The organism is Gordonibacter faecis (genome assembly GCF_030077735.1).
Taxonomy (GTDB): Bacteria; Actinomycetota; Coriobacteriia; order Coriobacteriales; family Eggerthellaceae; genus Gordonibacter; species Gordonibacter faecis.
Window position 1 is genome coordinate 52432 of the sequence record NZ_JASJEU010000006.1, and the last position, 17294, is coordinate 69725.

General features: G+C 58.0%; 15 protein-coding genes. 10 read left to right on the forward strand and 5 right to left on the reverse strand.

Annotation, left to right across the window (positions count from 1 at the left end; genetic code table 11):
- The first annotated feature begins 237 nt into the window (after window positions 1–237).
- The 7 genes from QNJ86_RS03260 to QNJ86_RS03290 all read left to right on the forward strand — a co-directional run bounded on the left by QNJ86_RS03260 (window position 238) and on the right by QNJ86_RS03290 (window position 7117).
- Window positions 238–846, forward strand: a complete 609-nt coding sequence (locus QNJ86_RS03260; protein ID WP_283831152.1) for an RNA polymerase sigma factor — start codon at window positions 238–240, stop codon at window positions 844–846.
- Window positions 776–2668 carry a hypothetical protein gene (locus QNJ86_RS03265; protein ID WP_283831153.1) on the forward strand — a complete coding sequence of 631 codons (1893 nt, stop codon included), beginning with the start codon at window positions 776–778 and terminating at the stop codon, window positions 2666–2668. Before QNJ86_RS03260 ends, QNJ86_RS03265 begins: the two co-directional genes overlap by 71 nt.
- A 160-nt stretch (window positions 2669–2828) precedes the next feature.
- Window positions 2829–3509, forward strand: a complete 681-nt coding sequence (locus QNJ86_RS03270) for an RNA polymerase sigma factor (protein ID WP_283831155.1) — start codon at window positions 2829–2831, stop codon at window positions 3507–3509.
- Window positions 3436–4476 carry a hypothetical protein gene (locus QNJ86_RS03275; RefSeq protein WP_283831156.1) on the forward strand — a complete coding sequence of 347 codons (1041 nt, stop codon included), beginning with the start codon at window positions 3436–3438 and terminating at the stop codon, window positions 4474–4476. Before QNJ86_RS03270 ends, QNJ86_RS03275 begins: the two co-directional genes overlap by 74 nt.
- Window positions 4477–4567: 91 nt before the next feature.
- A complete protein-coding gene (locus tag QNJ86_RS03280; RefSeq protein WP_283831157.1) occupies window positions 4568–5272 on the forward strand; it encodes an anaerobic ribonucleoside-triphosphate reductase activating protein in 705 nt (234 codons plus the stop codon).
- Window positions 5273–5550: 278 nt separating this feature from the next.
- Window positions 5551–6063: an RNA polymerase sigma factor gene (locus QNJ86_RS03285; RefSeq protein WP_283831158.1), complete on the forward strand. Its 513-nt coding sequence runs from the start codon at window positions 5551–5553 to the stop codon at window positions 6061–6063.
- The gene (locus QNJ86_RS03290; RefSeq protein WP_283831159.1) at window positions 6014–7117 is read left to right on the forward strand and encodes a hypothetical protein; all 1104 of its coding nucleotides are present in this window, start codon (window positions 6014–6016) and stop codon (window positions 7115–7117) included. The genes QNJ86_RS03285 and QNJ86_RS03290 overlap by 50 nt, the downstream gene beginning before the upstream one ends.
- A 167-nt stretch (window positions 7118–7284) precedes the next feature.
- Here the strand turns inward: QNJ86_RS03290 and QNJ86_RS03295 are convergent, their stop codons facing one another.
- From QNJ86_RS03295 to QNJ86_RS03305, 3 genes are all read right to left on the reverse strand, one after another.
- Entirely contained in the window at window positions 7285–9783 is a 2499-nt protein-coding gene (locus QNJ86_RS03295; RefSeq protein ID WP_283831160.1) for a ribonucleoside triphosphate reductase, read from the reverse strand.
- 414 nt (window positions 9784–10197) lie between these two features.
- Complete coding sequence (locus QNJ86_RS03300) at window positions 10198–11055, reverse strand: InlB B-repeat-containing protein (protein ID WP_283831161.1); 858 nt, start codon at window positions 11053–11055, stop codon at window positions 10198–10200.
- 21 nt (window positions 11056–11076) lie between these two features.
- Window positions 11077–13443 carry a DUF6273 domain-containing protein gene (locus QNJ86_RS03305; RefSeq protein WP_283831162.1) on the reverse strand — a complete coding sequence of 789 codons (2367 nt, stop codon included), beginning with the start codon at window positions 13441–13443 and terminating at the stop codon, window positions 11077–11079.
- A 196-nt stretch (window positions 13444–13639) separates the two neighbouring features.
- Between QNJ86_RS03305 and QNJ86_RS03310 the strand changes: the two genes are divergently transcribed.
- Together QNJ86_RS03310 and QNJ86_RS03315 are read left to right on the forward strand one after the other, a co-directional pair.
- Window positions 13640–13942, forward strand: a complete 303-nt coding sequence (locus QNJ86_RS03310) for a helix-turn-helix transcriptional regulator (RefSeq protein WP_283831163.1) — start codon at window positions 13640–13642, stop codon at window positions 13940–13942.
- A 435-nt stretch (window positions 13943–14377) separates the two neighbouring features.
- Window positions 14378–15685, forward strand: a complete 1308-nt coding sequence (locus tag QNJ86_RS03315) for a glycoside hydrolase family 3 protein (protein ID WP_283831164.1) — start codon at window positions 14378–14380, stop codon at window positions 15683–15685.
- Between the two features lie 83 nt (window positions 15686–15768).
- Here QNJ86_RS03315 and QNJ86_RS03320 read toward each other — a convergent pair whose 3' ends face one another.
- Window positions 15769–16389, reverse strand: a complete 621-nt coding sequence (locus QNJ86_RS03320) for a class I SAM-dependent methyltransferase (protein ID WP_283831165.1) — start codon at window positions 16387–16389, stop codon at window positions 15769–15771.
- Window positions 16390–16481: 92 nt separating this feature from the next.
- On the opposite strand from QNJ86_RS03320, the gene QNJ86_RS03325 reads away from it, so the two are divergent.
- On the forward strand, window positions 16482–16643 hold the full coding sequence (locus QNJ86_RS03325; protein WP_283831166.1) for a hypothetical protein: 162 nt from the start codon (window positions 16482–16484) through the stop codon (window positions 16641–16643).
- Between the two features lie 52 nt (window positions 16644–16695).
- Here the strand turns inward: QNJ86_RS03325 and QNJ86_RS03330 are convergent, their stop codons facing one another.
- Complete coding sequence (locus QNJ86_RS03330) at window positions 16696–17286, reverse strand: TetR/AcrR family transcriptional regulator (RefSeq protein ID WP_283831167.1); 591 nt, start codon at window positions 17284–17286, stop codon at window positions 16696–16698.
- Between the last annotated feature and the right edge of the window lie 8 nt (window positions 17287–17294).

The window sequence follows — 17294 nt, forward strand, 5'->3', positions numbered from 1 at the left end:
CATGCGAGAAGTGTTTGTGTCGCCTTCCATTGTCCCACAATCCACCGCCGCTGTCACGACGAACACCCCCACGCGCCCACCCCCTCCCCGCCACCGGCAAAAGGACGAAGCGCGGGGCGACCGCACGTTCGCCCTCACGCCCCACACCAAGACAGCGCCCCCTTTTATCACCCCTTCAACTTTCCCGCGAACAATTGCCTTGCCCTATCCGTGTTATGGTCAGGGAGGTGAAAATTTGTGTCTGAACATATACGCTCGAACGAGTTTATTGAAAACGCTATGCGACGTTGGGGCGATACGGTGTTGCGGCTGGCCTTGAGTCATACGCGCAGCGTCAGCGATGCTGAAGATGTGTTCCAAGATGTGTTTTTACGACTGCTCAAGAACGACACCGTATTCAACGACGATGAGCATTTGAAGGCATGGCTGCTCCGCGTCACCATCAACCGGTGCCTTGACCTGGGACGCACAGGATGGAAGAAACGCAATGTACCGCTTGAAGAACGTCACTCGCTTATTGCAGAACCCGTTGACCTCATGAAAACCGACGTGTGGGCGGCCGTGGGTGAGTTGCCCTTTGACCTGCGTACGGTCGTGCACCTGTTCTACGTTGAAGGTTACACCACCGACGAAATTGCCCGCATAACCAACGCTAACCCCAGCACGGTGCGCACGCGCCTCCATCGTGCCCGCGCCTGCTTGCGAGAAACCCTGGATCATCTGGAATCTTCCATTTCAACAGCCCAACCGTCGCCTTTTGGAAAGGAGGCCCACTATGAGCATCGATCCTCTAACTCTCTACGCTTCGAAGATGAGGGAGGTGAAAGCGTCCAACCAATTGCTTGACGCCGTGCTGCAACAAGCCGACGATGAACGGGCGGCCGCCGACGAAGACGACATACATCACCCCACCGCAAATGACACAGAGCCAGAAAGCGCGTCCAGCCGCGGCTTCAACCAGCCGCGCGCCAAACGATCCCCCTCGTTCAAGTTCGCTCTTGCTGCTTGTCTCGTGCTGTTAGTCGGCATCGTGGGCATCTCCCTTGCGATGCCAGTACTTTCCGGCCCGAACTCTACCTTTGTAGGAAAGGGAGGCACCTCCCCCTTCGCCGTGCAGGCCTATGGGGCAATGGATGACACGCTGTTGCCCTCGGGCTCCCAAGGGGCGCTCTTCTTCAACTGCGAAACCGAAACGCAGCGCATGATTCCCGTCCAAGCCGACGAATACGCTAACGAGGGCTTCTACTCGGGCTGCGTATTCAGCGTGGAAAGTTCCGAGAAGGAAATCACACGCATTCAGGCGAATGTGTCGAAGGGTGAGCTTTACCGCGTGACCAGCAAGGTATTCAGCCGCGAAAGCGACCCCGAATTTGCGCGAGAAGCAAACGGGTGGAAATGGTACAAGATTGGCCAGGGTGACTACCTGAAAAAATATGACTATGTGGCGGGCGTGCCCTATTATGGCACTATTCATGAAGGCGAAGAGAACGTGGGGAAAGACCGCAACGACCCCAGCCGCACAAGCAAGGTGAACCTTTACCAACGCTTGGGTGCAACTATCGATACCGACGTTGTGAGCGAACCCGAAACGGACATGAGCAACTATGCCTTTGGTTTGTGGACGAACGAGCCGTTCGACATGATGGCCTACGATCCCGATAATCCTGACAATTATTATCCTGATGCTAATATCAATCGGGCGCTTGACACGCTTGACGGCGCACAGCTCACCGTCACGGTGACGTTTGCGGACGGCACGTGCGCCACGCAGGTGATTGACTTGCACGCAGCCGACTTTAAGGCAAACATCATTACCACAGCCGATGGCATTAACCACGTGGAAGAACTGGTGCCTGAGATTATTGAGGTTCCTGAACGAACCCTAAATCAGGTCATAGAAGACCGCAACAACGGCTTTGCCTCCATTCACACACTGTATGGCCTGGTGAACGAAACGAACGAAGAGCCCTTCCCCTGTGGTGAGGCGTCGTATCCCTACTTGGACACACCGCTCACGCAGCCGCGCCAACTTGATCCGCCGCCAGAACCCACCAACGAGCAGCGAGCAGCAGCGTCCTCTCTGCCACCGGGGCCGTTCATCCCGCGTGAAAACTTGTCCGAGTTCGGCACAAGCTATGACGATGGCAACGGCACTGTGACCACGTTCGATAGCGTTGAGCGCTTGGAAACATTGCCCGAAGGCATGGGGATAGCCGACCTCATTGTGTACTATGAGGGAAGCGGCGGACAATACGATGCCGATACGAATACCATCGTTGTATCTGACGGCTACACCATCGCTTCAGACGGCAAGCTTTCGGATGGCTATTCATACGTGTTATTTACCATGACGCTTACAAATACGAGCGGTGAAGAAAGTGGGAAATTCCTGGGCAACGGCGTTTTCGCGACGCTTGAGAAAGAGGGGGATGGCTACCGCGCCAACCATATCAACATGCACGGCCCCCTTTGGCGCAGCGACCACGTTGGAGAAACATGGAGGTCAGACTACTACTTCCATACCATGGCTCCTGGCGAAACACACCAGTTCTCCGTTCTCAACGTGGTACCGAACGAAACGCTAAACAACCCGAGCCTCGTTTTCGTCTATGCTGGCCTGGCCGGCGAACCCGAGGGAAAAGCCATCCAAGTGGGTGCGCTTCAGTAATTACCGCGATGTGCACTTGGCCCCGGTCGACCCACTCGGCCGGGGCTTCAGTATAGTGTGACGCGCTTGACGGTGGCGCGGCGCTTCTTTTCGGCCATTTCGCTATCCTCTGAAACAATTGGGGTTGCTTGATCGTATGCTTGGTCGAGGAGGTGAGAACATGCCTAACCAACAGGGTGCGGGGCCCCGCACCGAGGCGTTTCTCACGCAGGCCATGGCTGATTGGGGTGACGCGGTGTATCGGCTGGCGCTGAGCCACACGCGGTCGCGCGCCGATGCCGAGGACGTGTATCAGGACGTGTTTCTGCGTCTATACAACGATGCGACGGTGTTTGAAAGCGCCGAGCACGTGAAGGCGTGGCTTTTGCGGGTGACGGTGAATAGGTGTCATGACCTGGCAAAATCTGGGTGGAAGCAGCGCACCGTGGAGCTGGACCCCGAGCGCGACTCGCCGGCGGTTCCAGCGCACAACGCCGAAGATGCGGACGTGTGGGATGCCGTAGGCCAGCTGCCCGACAGCCAACGCTTTGCCGTGCACCTGCATTACGTGGAGGGATACTCAACCGACGAGGTGGCCGAACTTCTCGGTTGCCAGCCCGCCACCGCCCGCACCTGGCTCCACCGAGCCCGAGCCCGCGTAAGAGAGTTGCTGGGCGAACGCGGAAACGCCAAACCCAGCCCGACTGCCGCAACCAGACCTCGGCCATCGCCGAGCAGCACCACACACCAACCCTGCCCTATTATCCCCTTCAGAGAGGAGGCTGACCATGACCAACGACCCCCTGAACCGCTTCGGCGAGATGATGAAGGACGTCAAAGCGCCTGCTCATCTTCCCGATAAGGTTCTTGAACAAGCCCGCAACCAACAGACGGCCACCCCTGTAACTTCTACAGATACATCCACCAACGCGCCCACCTTTTCTGTCAAGCGTTTCCGGTACCGCAAGCTTGCCGTAGCCGCTTGCGCTGCTCTCCTGATAGGCGTTGGACTGCTGGCTGCAGGACCGATAAGCGCCGCACTTGGCCAAGGAGGCGGAATTGTGAGCGCTCCTACAGATAACTTTTTCCAGATGACCGCTTTTGCCGACGAAGGGACTGATCAGACAAACGGCCCGGTTACACTTTCCGCCGAAGACTTCTTAATCATGCGCTCAAGCGTGGGATACGTCTTCCATTCCGATACGGGCGAAACCGATTTGAACCAGGCGAAAGCGTCGCGCTCCTACAACCTTGACCTTACGTGCACCGGCGACAACGTGACGTCGATGACATACGAGTTGCAAGGCGAGGGTGTGAAGTTCTTCAACTGGGAGCTTACTTACGAGGGCAGTGGCGCAACTTCCGACGGCCCAACTATCACAGGAGCAAAGGGCGACAACAACAATTCGTTCACCGTTGACTACTCCGAACAGGACATCGACACCGCTGAAGCCGTGCACCATGAGATTTACCTGAACTATCTGCTCGACGACGCCCAGAAAGCACTTTGGGATAAGCTGAATGCAGCCCACCCACAGAACAAGACTCCCCGAGATTCCCTGAGTGAAGCCGAACTCGCGCCTATTCGAGAAGCGTCCGATAGGCTTGACCTGGCGCTCGCCCAGCATGATGCCGAAATCATGGCAAACGCGAGGCTTGTCCTCACTGCAACCTTCTCCGACGGCACCACGCAGACAAAGACGTATCGCATTGCCCCTGTGGACGATTTCGAAACAGCGTATCGCGCCTACCTTGACACACGTTTTGACGGTGAAGGCACAGCTGCTCCCGACCGCCCCGTGCTTTACACCATAGAAGAAGTGGTCTAGCGGGATTGTTTGCGATAACACAGCATCCGAACTATGATGAATGGGAGCCCGGTTCAAGTCGGGCTCCCATTCGTCTGTGAGGAAGCATCACATGAAATTAGCGGGGTTGCAGAAGCTTACGTTGTTGGATTTTCCGGGGCGTACGGCGGCGACGGTGTTTTTGCCGGGGTGCAACTTTCGCTGTCCGTTTTGTCACAATGCGGATTTAGTAACCGCAGGCGGCGCGGCGGAAACGCCGGAAGTGCCTGTTGAGGAGTTCTTCGCCTTCCTGGATAAGCGACATGGCTTGCTGGACGGCGTGTGCATCACGGGCGGCGAACCGCTGCTGCACCCTGAACTGGCCGACTTCTGCGCGCGCATAAAACAGGCCGGCTTCGCCGTGAAGCTGGATACGAACGGCAGCTTCCCCGACCGGCTGCGCGACCTGGTGGAAGCAGGCCTCGTGGACTACGTTGCCATGGATATGAAGAACACGCTGGCGCGCTATGCCGAAACTGCTGGGGTGCCCGCATTCGACACCACGCCGGTGCGCGCTTCCCTTGACTACCTGCGCTCGGGCGCGGTGCCGTACGAGTTCCGCACCACCGTTGTGCGCGAACTGCACACCGCCGATGACCTGCGCGCCCTCGCGCGTGACATCGAAGGCGCAGACGCCTGGTACCTCCAAAGCTTCGTCGACACAGAAAACGTACTCGCTGGCCTGGACACCCTCCACCCCTGGGACCCCGCCGACCTCGAAGCCTTACTTCCCGACCTCCGCCACCACGTCCCTAACACCCAACTCCGCGGCGTGTAAGCGAAGCGCACTTTATCTTCACTGATCCAATATCTCTATGTTCCATTAAGGTAAACACTCACACGAACCCAGTTTATGTGAGTGTTTACCTTAATTTCTTAACTTTAAGCTGTTCGTTTTGTATTAATAATGATTCTATTACTTATATTATTTTGAGAGGCTTTCGAAAAACTTTTTGCTTTCTGGGAACTATTTGGGGGGCTGGGGCATGTTGGTGGCGAGGAGGTGAGGTTATGGCTGATTTTTGTAGGAGATCGCCAGCGTTTATGGAGCGAGCCATGGATGGTCATGGGGCGCTGGTGTATCGGTTGGCGCTCAGCCAGACGTGCTCGCCGCAGGATGCGGAAGATGTGGCACAGGATGTGTTTCTGCGGCTGCTGAACGACACAACGCCGTTTCAGGATGACGAGCACTTGAAGGCGTGGCTTATTCGCGTCACCGTGAATCGGTGCCGTGAGCTGCACCGATCGGTGTGGAAGCGGCGGGTAGATGCCACCGATACGACCGCACCGGCGCTGGCGAACCTCGCGGCACCGATGCAGCAACTGATGGAAAGCGATGTATGGGAGGCCGTGCAGCGGCTTCCCCACCAGATGCGGCTTGTTGTGCATCTGCACTATTTCGAAGGGTACCCCGTTGCGGACATCTCGCGGCTTACGCACTGCAACCCTATCACTGTGCGCACGCGGCTGCACCGCGCACGAACGAAACTCCGCCTCGACTTAGAACAGGAGGCTCCTCATGAAACAACCAGCTATGAACGAATATCGCTCGCTGATGAACAACGTTGATCTGCCTGAAAGCGTCCGTGAGAGCGTTATGCGCGCGGCTACTGCCCCGGACGCCCACCAGGCGCAGCCGCAACCTGCACGCCGCACCGCACCGCGCCGTCACCCCGTGGTGCGAGGCCTTGCCGCTGGCACGTGTGCGGTGGTGCTGATGGCGGGGCTGGCCTTCGCCAGCGGTTTAGTGCACCTGCCCAACAATGCGCCCACCCACAACGGCGCAAGTATGGTTCCCGCAACCGGCAATTTCTTCACGCTGGCTGCCTATGCGGCTGAGCAAGAAGGAAGCAACGGCCAGTCGGCAACCCTCGCGTTGCGCAACTTCGGCCTGGGCGGCGGCTGGGGTGCGGGCGACTTGGATGTGGAAACCGGCGAGGTGCACAGCGACGGCGACGGACCTGCGTGCGTCGGAGACGACGGCCAGGCGTTTGCGCAGGTGCGCTACCCGCTGGACCTGACGTGCATCGGCAACAACATCCAGTCCGTCACCTACAGCATAGGCGGCGAGCGCGTTCACTTCACACGTGAGAACTGGATATACGGCCCCTTCAGCGACGAACCGGTAGACTTCGAGCAGCAAGATAGCTTCACCATTGCCTATGACCAGCAAGAGGCCGACAAGGCGGAAACACAGCGGAACCTCGTAGCATACTTCCCCCTGAACGAGCGCGGGAGCGAGATTAATGCCCTACTGATTGAGAACGGCGAAAAGCGGCAACGCATCCACGAGAGCAGGGGAGCCAAAGACGGCGAGTCCACACGCATTGACCCCAACGAGCACCCCGAGCTACTATCCGACGAAGAAGTGCAAGCACTCAACGACGAACTGGGCCGCATTGTCCATCGCGGCTTCGCTGAGCTGCTGGCCCAGGCCCCGCTCACACTCACTGCAACGTTCACGGACGGCACAACACAAACAAAGTCCTACCTCATCGCTCCCGTCCCCGAGTTCGACGAACGCTACGAAGCCTACATTGAGGAACGCCTCAAACCCTGGTACGAGCAAAATCCCGAAAAAATCAACCCCACCCTCTACACCATCACCGAGATCACGGAGTAACTACGTAGATTTACCCACCTACCATGCGCATGCTTTATAAAAACCCCGGGGCCGGATCTTGCGATCCGGCCCCGGGGGTGGGCGCTTGCTGTTGGTGTGAATGCGTGGGGTGCGGTTGTGGTTGTGGTGCGCCCTCTCGTCTTGTGCCGGTGCTTGCGCGCCGGGAATTAGGCGGTTAGCTGCATTTTCGTCTCGTTAATGAACTGGAATACCGGCGCGGCACCCGCAGTGACGGACACGGTGCCATCCGCACCCACTTCAAGCAGTGTCGGGGCCTGCATAATGTTGTAGCGCTGGGCCAGTTCAACGTTTTCTTCGGCCAGAAGTTCCTCGTAGGCAATGCCGGCCTCGTCCATTTGCAGAGCGGCGTGCTTGCAGTTGGGGCAGGTGCGCGTGGCCACCAGATACAGACCCGCAGGTAGCGAGCTGCGCGACGGCGCCTCAACGCCACCCAACGCAGGAGCCTCGCCCAGAGCAACCGCAGCACCTTCGGGCAGCTCCACGGCTTCCACCTCAGAAGGCACTGTCACATGAGTACCCGCCTGACCAGCCTTCTCGGCCGCAGCAGCCACCTGCACGCCGGCGCGCGTCAGGTGCGAATGCGTCAAATCGTACTCCACGCGGTCGGCGAATTCCTGGCTCTTGCCATCGTTCCAGTTCTTCACCGGGCGATAGTAACCGGTAATGCGCGAGTACACCTCAGTTTCCTCGTGACAGCAGGGGCATTCGTACACCTCGCCGGCAATGTAGCCGTGGTTCTTGCACACGGAATATGTCGGTGACATGGTGTAATACGGCAGCTTGTAATTCTCGGCAATCTTGCGCACCAGCGTGGCCGTACTCTTCCAGTCGGGCAGTTTCTCGCCAAGGAACGCGTGGAACACGGTGCCGGACGTGTAGAGCGTCTGCAACTCGTCCTGCACGTCAAGCGCGCTGAAAATGTCGTCGGTGTAGCTCACCGGCAGGTGCGACGAGTTCGTGTAGTACGGTTTGCCCTGCTCGTTGGCCGTGATAATATCCGGGAACTGCTCCTTGTCGTGCTTGGCGAAGCGGTACGTGGTACTCTCGGCCGGCGTAGCCTCCAGGTTGTACAAATCGCCGTACTGCTCCTGGTAGTCGGCCAGGCGGTCGCGCATGTGATTGAGTACGGCCTTCGTGAACTCCTGCGCGGGCTCCTGCGTCATGTCGACGCGCAGCCACTTCGCGTTCAGGCACGCCTCGTTCATGCCCACCAGGCCAATCGTCGAGAAGTGGTTCTCGAACGTGCCCAGGTAGCGCTTCGTGTACGGATAGAGACCGGCGTCCAAAAGGCGCGTGATAACCTGGCGCTTCGTGTGCAGCGAACGCGCAGACACGTCCATAAGATGATCGAGGCGCTTGTAGAAATCGGCCTCATCGGCAGCCAAATACGCCAGGCGCGGCATGTTGATAGTAACCACGCCAATGGAGCCCGTCGATTCGCCACTGCCGAAGAACCCGCCGGACTTCTTCCGCAGTTCGCGCAGGTCAAGGCGCAGGCGGCAGCACATGGAGCGCACATCAGAGGGCTCCATGTCGGAGTTGATGTAGTTCGAGAAATAGGGCGTGCCGTACTTGCTTGTCATTTCGAACAGCAGCTGGTTGTTCTCCGTGTCGCTCCAGTCGAAGTCGTTCGTGATGGAGTACGTAGGAATGGGGTACTGGAAGCCGCGGCCGTTCGCGTCGCCCTCAATCATGATCTCGATGAACGCCTTGTTCACCATGTCCATTTCGCGCTTGCAGTCGCCGTAGGTGAAGTCCATTTCGCGGCCGCCCACGATGGCCGGCTGTTCGCGCAGGTCAGGCGGGCACACCCAGTCAAGCGTGATGTTGCTAAACGGCGCCTGCGTGCCCCAACGCGAGGGCGTGTTCACGCCGAACACGAACGACTCTACGCACTGCTTCGTCTCTTCATAGGTGAGGTTGTCCACTTTCACGAACGGCGCGAGGTACGTGTCGAAGCTGGAAAACGCCTGAGCACCGGCCCATTCGTTCTGCATGATGCCGAGGAAGTTCACCATCTGGTTGCAGAGGCTGGACAGGTGGCTGGCCGGCTTGGACGTGATTTTGCCGGGCACGCCGCCGAGGCCCTCCTGAATGAGCTGCTTGAGCGACCACCCCGCACAGTAGCCCGTCAGCATGGACAGATCGTGCAGGTGAATGTCGGCGTCGCGGTGGGCTTTCGCCACCTCGTCGTCGTAGATTTCGGAGAGCCAGTAGTTTGCCGTGATGGCGCCCGAGTTCGACAGAATGAGGCCACCGACGGAGTACGTGACCGTGGAGTTCTCCTTCACGCGCCAGTCCTCCACCTTGACGTACTGATCCACAAGGTCCTTGTAGTCGAGCAGCGTGGCTTTGGCGTTGCGCACCTTTTCGCGCTGGCGGCGGTACAGGATGTAGGACTTCGCCACGTCGGCGTATCCGGCGGTGGACAGCACCTCTTCCACGCTGTCTTGCACGTCCTCCACGCTGATAATGCCGTTTTTGATTTTCGGCTCGAAGTGGGCGGTCACATTGAGGGCCAGAAGGTCGATCGTAGACGGATGGTACTGCTTTTCCAGTGCGTCGAACGCTTTCGCGATGGCGGCCGAGATCTTCGCGATGTCGAAATCGGCGATTGTGCCGTCGCGCTTCTGAACCTCGTACATGCTTGCTCCTTTACCGTGTTGCGTTTCGTGTCCCGCTCGCCGACCGCACTGAACCAGGCATCTGAGGATGCGACGAACAGGGCAATCGGTCGGGGATTTCGGTTGGCTTTCACCCTACCAGCACGGCCGAGGGTCGTCAATGCCCGTTATCTATATGTTGAAGTTCAAAAAATGGTGAACAACAATATATGGTAGATTTACGCCACCAGGGGTTTTGCGAGCGGCCGGCGCGCGTCCTATGAAAAGCGACCTGCGACAATAGAACAAACCTATGACAGGCGAATAACAAGCAACCCAGACACAAGCGAATTCACCCCACCTGCGACTATCCATTTCTGATGGATTTCGACAAGCGGTTGGGTTGTTAAACTGGCTTTTTATCAGGGGTGGGTGGCGTAAAGGGGACGCGAATACTTACGAAGAAGCAAGACCTATCGTGTAGGTAAGCTTTGCAACCTCAACCTCAGAGGGAAGGTAGGCAAGGTGTGCGTCCGGCGGCAGCAACAAGGCGAACTTCACCGCGAATTCACCCTGCCGCACACCCTGCCGCTGGGGAATGAGGAAGTTTGCCGCCACCCCGTCGGCGGATGTCAGCGGCACCTGCACTTCGGCACCTGCGCCCGCCAAAGGCGTGAGCACCGTTTTCACGCCGACACGCACTGCTTGTTCGGGGAACAACGCTGCGGCACCTTCCAACTGTTCACTCATGACGGCGCTCACCTTCAGCGGCGCCACCGTGGAGGAGACGAAAGATACATTGTCGCCCGTGACGGTGCCGGTGGCATCAACCGTAACGGTGGCTGCGGTGGGCACGGCGAACGCGATAGTCATTGTCCATTGGGCGTATAGCTCCAGGTCCTGCTTTACCGGCGTTGAAAAATCGTAGCGAACGCCACCGGAAGGCTGCGTGAACCATCCGACAAACCGGTAGCCATCGCGCTCAGGGTTGGCCGGTTCTGTTGCCTGCTGGTTGTAGCGAACGGTTTCGGAAGGAACGTCCGAACCGCCGTTTGCGTCGTACGTCACCTGCACCGTGAGCGGCACCGGATGCGCCGAGTCCGTCACGCGAATGCCCAGCTGGATGCCGCCGGGCTGACCCGTGGAGGGGTCGGTCGCGCCCTGGAACTGGGACGAGTCGGTGACGCGCAGGCCCAGCTGCGTATCATTCGCAGCCAGGGCGGACGCCGGCAGCACAAGCGCAACCACCAGCGCACTTGCCGTTAGAATGAGCGCGCGGGCGCGTACGTTATATATGTGTAACCAGCGTGGCATAAGGCAGCCGTCCTTCCCAGATCACAGGCAGAAGCAGGGACAGATGCCACCCGGAGCGCTCGCGCTTCCGTTATTGCTGGGGTTACCATCATGGATCACACGGAAGAAATGGGTATCAGTATCAGGGAAAATGGAACGCTCCCACCAGAGAACCGGTGTCTTTGGATCGGACTGATATCCTTTTATCAGGTTCGGATTTGGTCCATAGTTGTTCTCAACTTTGCCCACCCAGTATTCGTACTGCTTTCCTTCACCAGCCAGCCATTCCTTCAGCAGCCAGCGACTGTCTACCGAACCCGTCAGCTCAAAATAACTCGCAAGGAAAAGCTTATCGTTCGAGGTGCGCAAACCATCGGTGGTCATGTTTCTTTCAAATCCATATTCTTTGACGACAGGCTCAATCACCTCTTGCAAATCGGACGGAACCATCGCCCAAATCTCCCCTTCGTTCATACTTATTCTCAATTCGGCCGTTCCCCAGCCGCCTTCACTCACGTTTTCAGCCTTCATTCGGTACTCACTATTCAACAGATTCGTGAACTGGAATGTGAGACCTGCGGTTCCTGTACCGCTTGCTTTCTTGTCGTGGTTAACGCCAATCACGCGCACGTCGTAGTACGTTTCGCCCCATTTCGTCCGACAGGTATACGCGGTTTCGTCAGCAACATAGCCGTCGTATAGAGCGCGATAGATAGACTGCTCACCCTTCGCCGACAGGTCATTTGCGTGAGTTTTGACCTCGGCCAGGCTGTACACCATGCCACTTTTGTTGTCCTTGAGATAGAAGTTGTCGTCTTCCTTACCCTGACCAGGAACAAGTTCGAACAAGCAAGAAACAGTAGCAAGCGGCAGCACGCTCATGCCGTTGTCGGCAATCCCCTCTTTCACCTCGGCATTGTCGAGGTTCAGGCGGTAGGTGCAAGCTAATTTATTGTTTGCCTCCATGGCAAAGGCACTACGATCGGAAGCCGCCACTTCTACCTGATCGTTATAGCCAAAGTCCACCACTTTCGAGATGTCACTGCTGGGATAGACGCTGAACAATTTCTGAGTGTCAAGCGTAGGCGCTGACGCCTTTGCTTGCAGCACCTGATCAATACCTTTATTAGTGCTGGTGACACTTGCGAGTCTCACCGCATTGCGCCCTGTGTTTTCAAAATAACCCGTCGAGACAATGCTTTTAGCAGGATTTGCTATGTCGTAGCCGTTGCCATCGCCGAAGGTGACAGCGAGAGGTGCCGTCACACTGATAGGAGCGAAAGTACTGCGCGCATTCGCGAGGTAGACTCCAGGGAGCAGTTTCGCTGTTTCGCGAATTTGGGAGGTGGCGAGTGGTGTTGCGTTATCGGAGTTCGCTGGAGTTGCGCTTGGCTGTTTCGCCACCGCGGCGCTTGGCTCAGCTGGTTCGCCGGGCGTGACGAAACGCGAAAAGCCCGCGGCTTCCCATACGGCCTTGTGCGCTGCGGCGTCTTCTGTTTCGGTCACCGTTATCACAGCTGTCTTCGCCGCTTTTTCGAATGCGTCGTCCGCTATTTCGGACACGCGGCCGAGCACGTTTACGGACTCAACCGCACAGCCGGCAAACGCCTGAGGGGCGATAGATTCCACGCTTACGGGAAGCACCACGTTCTTACCAGCGGCCGGCAGACACGCAATCAGGGACTTTCCGTTTTTCGTACACAAAAGTCCTTCATGCGAAGAGAGTGCGGCGCTGCCCTCTCCAACTTCGACGGTGAGCAGGCTTCCGCACCGGGAAAATACGGAAGCAGGGACAAGGGCCGTCTGGTCGGGTATGAGGGCAGCGCCCTCCTTGCTCGGCGGAATGAGCAGGAGCTGGGAGTAGTCATGGGTAAACAGCATGCCATCGAAAGAGGCGAGGTGCTTGTTATCAGGGGAAACGAGAATGCGCGTGAGGGTTGAACAATCCGACAGCGCTTCGTCGGCAATTTCCTCGATGGATGCGGGAAGGGAAATTGAGGTAACGTGTGTGTTGGCAAACAAGTCGGCAGCCTTTTCGTCGGCCGAGCCGTTTGCATTGGGGGCGCCGATGCGCATTACGGAGTAGGAATCGGCGCCGCTTGTCACGCGCGCGGGTACCACCACGTCACCTGTGGGCGCTTCGCCATACCAGCCAACGAGAGCAACCGACGTACCACCTGGCATAATGCGGAAGACCAAGCCATCGACATACAGTTCACCGACAGCAGGTCGAGGATTCTGCGACAGCGGAACACTTGCCACTGCCTGTGTTTGGGCTGCACTTTCGCCGGACTTCACAGACGCAGCAGCGACGCTTCCTCCACCGTAGAAAGCAACCACAAAGGCAAGAGCAACGAACAACGACACCACACGTCCACCGGAGATGCAACGTTGAGTATTCGCTTTCATAATCGCTCCTTTTACGCCGTGCTTTGTTCGGTTTTGTCCGCAATAGTGAACAAAACAACTGTTTTTGTCCGCTATAGCGGATATTTTCGCCGTAATGAGGAGTGCTGTCAACTCCATTTACCGTTTTTAGGATTAATTCAGGCGCACGACTTGAAACATTTTTAGTGCTTTTCGATAAGAAGCGAGGTACCTACCTATGAGTATATCCGACTCGCTGAACAAAATATTTTATGAGCGCGACTTGACTCAGGCTGACCTGTGCCGGATGTCGGGCGTCACTTCAAGCACGATATCGGACTATGTTTCAGGGAGGAAAGAGCCTTCTCTTCCGAAGGCCATTGCCATTGCTGATGCGCTGGGCATTTCGCTTGACGAACTGGCTGGACGTCCGACGCAAATCTCACTTGAGCGGAAACTTATCAACAACTTCCGCGCGCTTAAACCCGAAGGGCAAGAAGTGCTGGTTACTATCGCGAAGGCGCTGCGTTCGGTGTACTGATTTCTGCTTGGACTCCGCCGCAAGGCCGCTTCCCCTTTACGTGCTCACTACGCGAAACGGTATGAGTAATATATTCTACCTATTTATATAGTTGGTGCGTCACACTTTTTACAGCCTGTTCGCGCGGAGCGCGAAGCGCAGATCATGGTTGTGTTCTCCGCCTTTGGCGGAGAGGGCGCTTCGTGAACTGAACCCCTACGTGGATTACCTTTTTAGTTAGGTTTATCGTACATGGATGAGCCCTCGTCATAGTGGTAAAGAGGGCGGTCACCTTGTGGCGTATTCGCTAGCGCGAAGCGCGTCACACCCTTGCGTCAAAGTAAAACCCCTGGATCAACTTTTTATCGAATCATGAAATGCCTGAACGCTGGCGTGGGGGTGTTTCTATACTGGTACGCGCTTTGCTGACCGGCTCGTATTCAAGGAGAACGACCCATGTTCGCACTTCGCTTTTCGCGGTCGCGCGTGTGCCGCACGTTACCCGGTGGCACAGCGCTGTTCGGCCTTGTGCTGACAGCCGTTTTGCTGACGCTGCCGCTTGCGTCGGGATGCAGCGCATCGCCCAGCCCCAGCGCGCCGGAACAGCCGGAAAGCGAATTCAACCAGGTAGATGACACGTACGAGGACACAACTCCCGAAAAGCCAGACGCCCCCGACGCCACACAGCCCACCGACCCCGCCTCAAACCTCGACAAACAGGTCGCCGAAAAGGTGGCCGGGCTCACGCTGGAACAAAAGGTGGCACAACTCTTCGTAGTGCCGCCCGAGGCCATCACCGGCGTTGGCACCGCCACGCAGGCCGGGCCCGCCACCGAAGCCGCGCTCGCACAATACCCGGTAGGCGGCCTCGTGTACTTCCAGAAAAACCTGCTCGACCCCGCTCAAACGAAGGAGCTCACCGCCAACTCGCAGCGCTACGCGCAGGAGGCGTGCGGGTTGCCGCTGTTCATAGGCGTGGACGAGGAAGGCGGCACGGTGGCGCGCGTCGGCGGCAACCCCGGCTTCGCGGTGGAGAACCCGGGTAACATGGCCGACGTGGGCGCAACGGGCGACACCGACCAGGCGCGCACCGTGGCGGCAAACATCGGCAGCTACTTGAGCGACCTCGGCTTCAACCTGGACTTCGCGCCCGACGCCGACATATGCGGCGACCCCGCCACTGACGTGATGGCGCTGCGCTCGTTCGGCACCGACCCCAACCTGGTGGGACGCATGGTAGCAGCCCAGGTGGAAGGCTTCACGAGCGCGGGCATGCTGTGCTCCGCGAAACACTTCCCCGGCATTGGCGGGCTTTCCGTCGACAGCCACGAGTGCGCTATCGTAAACAACAAATCACTTGATGACCTGCGCACACACGAACTGGTGCCGTTCAAAGCAGCCATCGACGCAGGCGTGCCCCTAATCATGGTGGGCCACCTCACGCTGCCCGCCATCACCGGCGACAACGTGCCCGCCTCGCTGAACCCCGCCATCATCAACGGCATCCTGCGCGATGAACTGGGTTATCAGGGGCTCGTCATCACCGACTCCCTAGGCATGGGAGCCGTCGACGGCGTCTGCACGCCCGACCAGGCGGGCGTCACCGCCGTGCGCTCTGGCGCCGACCTCGTGCTCATGCCCGCCGACTTCCTTGCTGCCTACGAGGGCCTGCTCACCGCCGTGCGCACCGGCGACATTCCCGAATCCCGCATCGACGAATCACTCACGCGCATTGTGAAGGCAAAGCTGGAATTTCTAGTTTGACACATGCGAGATTAGTCCGGCCCGATACCTCAAGTTACCCACGCCCTCACGTGGGCGAGCACACCTACTCACGGCCGAATAGGCTACTTCCGCGCGCGCACGATACAGGCATGATTGCCAGCATTTTCCCAGGCCACGGTTGAGAACCAGCGACCGAGAATGCGCTCGAATTCGCGGCGGGAATACATGCGCACGTCTCCTTCGCTCGAATACGGGATGAAGGCGTTCATGAGAGCGCGGGCCGGCGCGGGGAGCGCGGCATCGCCCACCACCAAAAGACCGCCGGGGCGCAGCACGCGCCACATTTCGAACGATGCCTTCTCCGGGTCGGGATAGTGGTGGAAGGAGTCGTTGCAGTAGGCGGCGTCGAACGATTCGTCGCGAAACGGCAGACGGTCGCTGTCACCTTCCACCACCTGCGCTCGTTCGCCGAAGCTCTGCAGGTTGATGCGCGCCTGCGCCACCATGTTCGGCGCAAGATCGAGGCCGGTCACGCGGCTCAGCGGCCGCTGCTCCAACACGAGCCGCGCGAGCGCACCCGTGCCGCACCCCACATCAAGCAACTCGCCCGCCTCCGGCACATCCGCGAGCGCCGCTACCACCTGCGGATAAAGCCGCCGCGCATGCGCCCCCTGCATGGTGGTGTCATAGGTGGTCGCCTGCGCATTAAAGGTAGCGCGTGACTTCTCTTTGTATTCGTTCATCGGGTGATTCCTTTCATTAAACACTGTTCAATCGTAAGTCCAAAATAAGCCCGGCCACAACAACCGGGCTGTCCAACCAAAAATGACAACACGTGAAACAAGTCCAACAACAAGCAAATACAACAGTCGAAACAACTGCAGCAACCGTAACAACTGCAACAAGTGAAACAAGTGAAGCGATTAAAAAATTGAGTTCAACAAAACAATCGCACTCAAAATTTGGCGTTCCCTTTTCGAAAGCATTCAAAACATGAATGCCGCGCGAGGCGAAGGGCCCGAATGTTTCACGTGAAACATTCGTACGGTTTACTGCGGTGGTGAAGCTTCCACCTGGGATTTCAGCAGCGTTTCCACGTACTCGCGCAGGCGGGCGAGTTTCTTCTCGTCGATGTCTTCGTGAGCCGACATGATGCCCACGTGCCCGTACAGCAGAAAACTCGCAAGCGTCTCCGGGTCGCGCACCGCAAGCCCCTCGCGGCGACGCGCTTGCTCCAGCGCAGCCACCAGGTGCGGCTGCACGTGTGCGCACAGCTGCAACGCCAACTGGCGATGGAACCCCTCGTTGCCCTGCCGATGGAAGAAGTCGCGGTAGCGCAGTGGCTCCTCGTTCGCCACCCCCTCGTACAGAGCCTCGATTTTTTGGCGAAAGTCCAGGTCGGTTGAGCGAAGTGTACGCACAAATTCCGCCGTAAGGTCTTCCACATAGGTTGCCATAGCCTCGTCGAACAGCTTCTGCTTCGAGTCGAAGTAGTGGTACACCAGCCCCGGCGTGATGCCCATATGCTTGGCAATATCCCGCAGCGACGTAGCGTGGAAGCCGCGCTCCGCGAATAGCTGCATAGCGGTATCCAGAATTTCGCGCTTGCGATCGTCCGGCGCCTTCACAATACGCACCACGCGTGCCT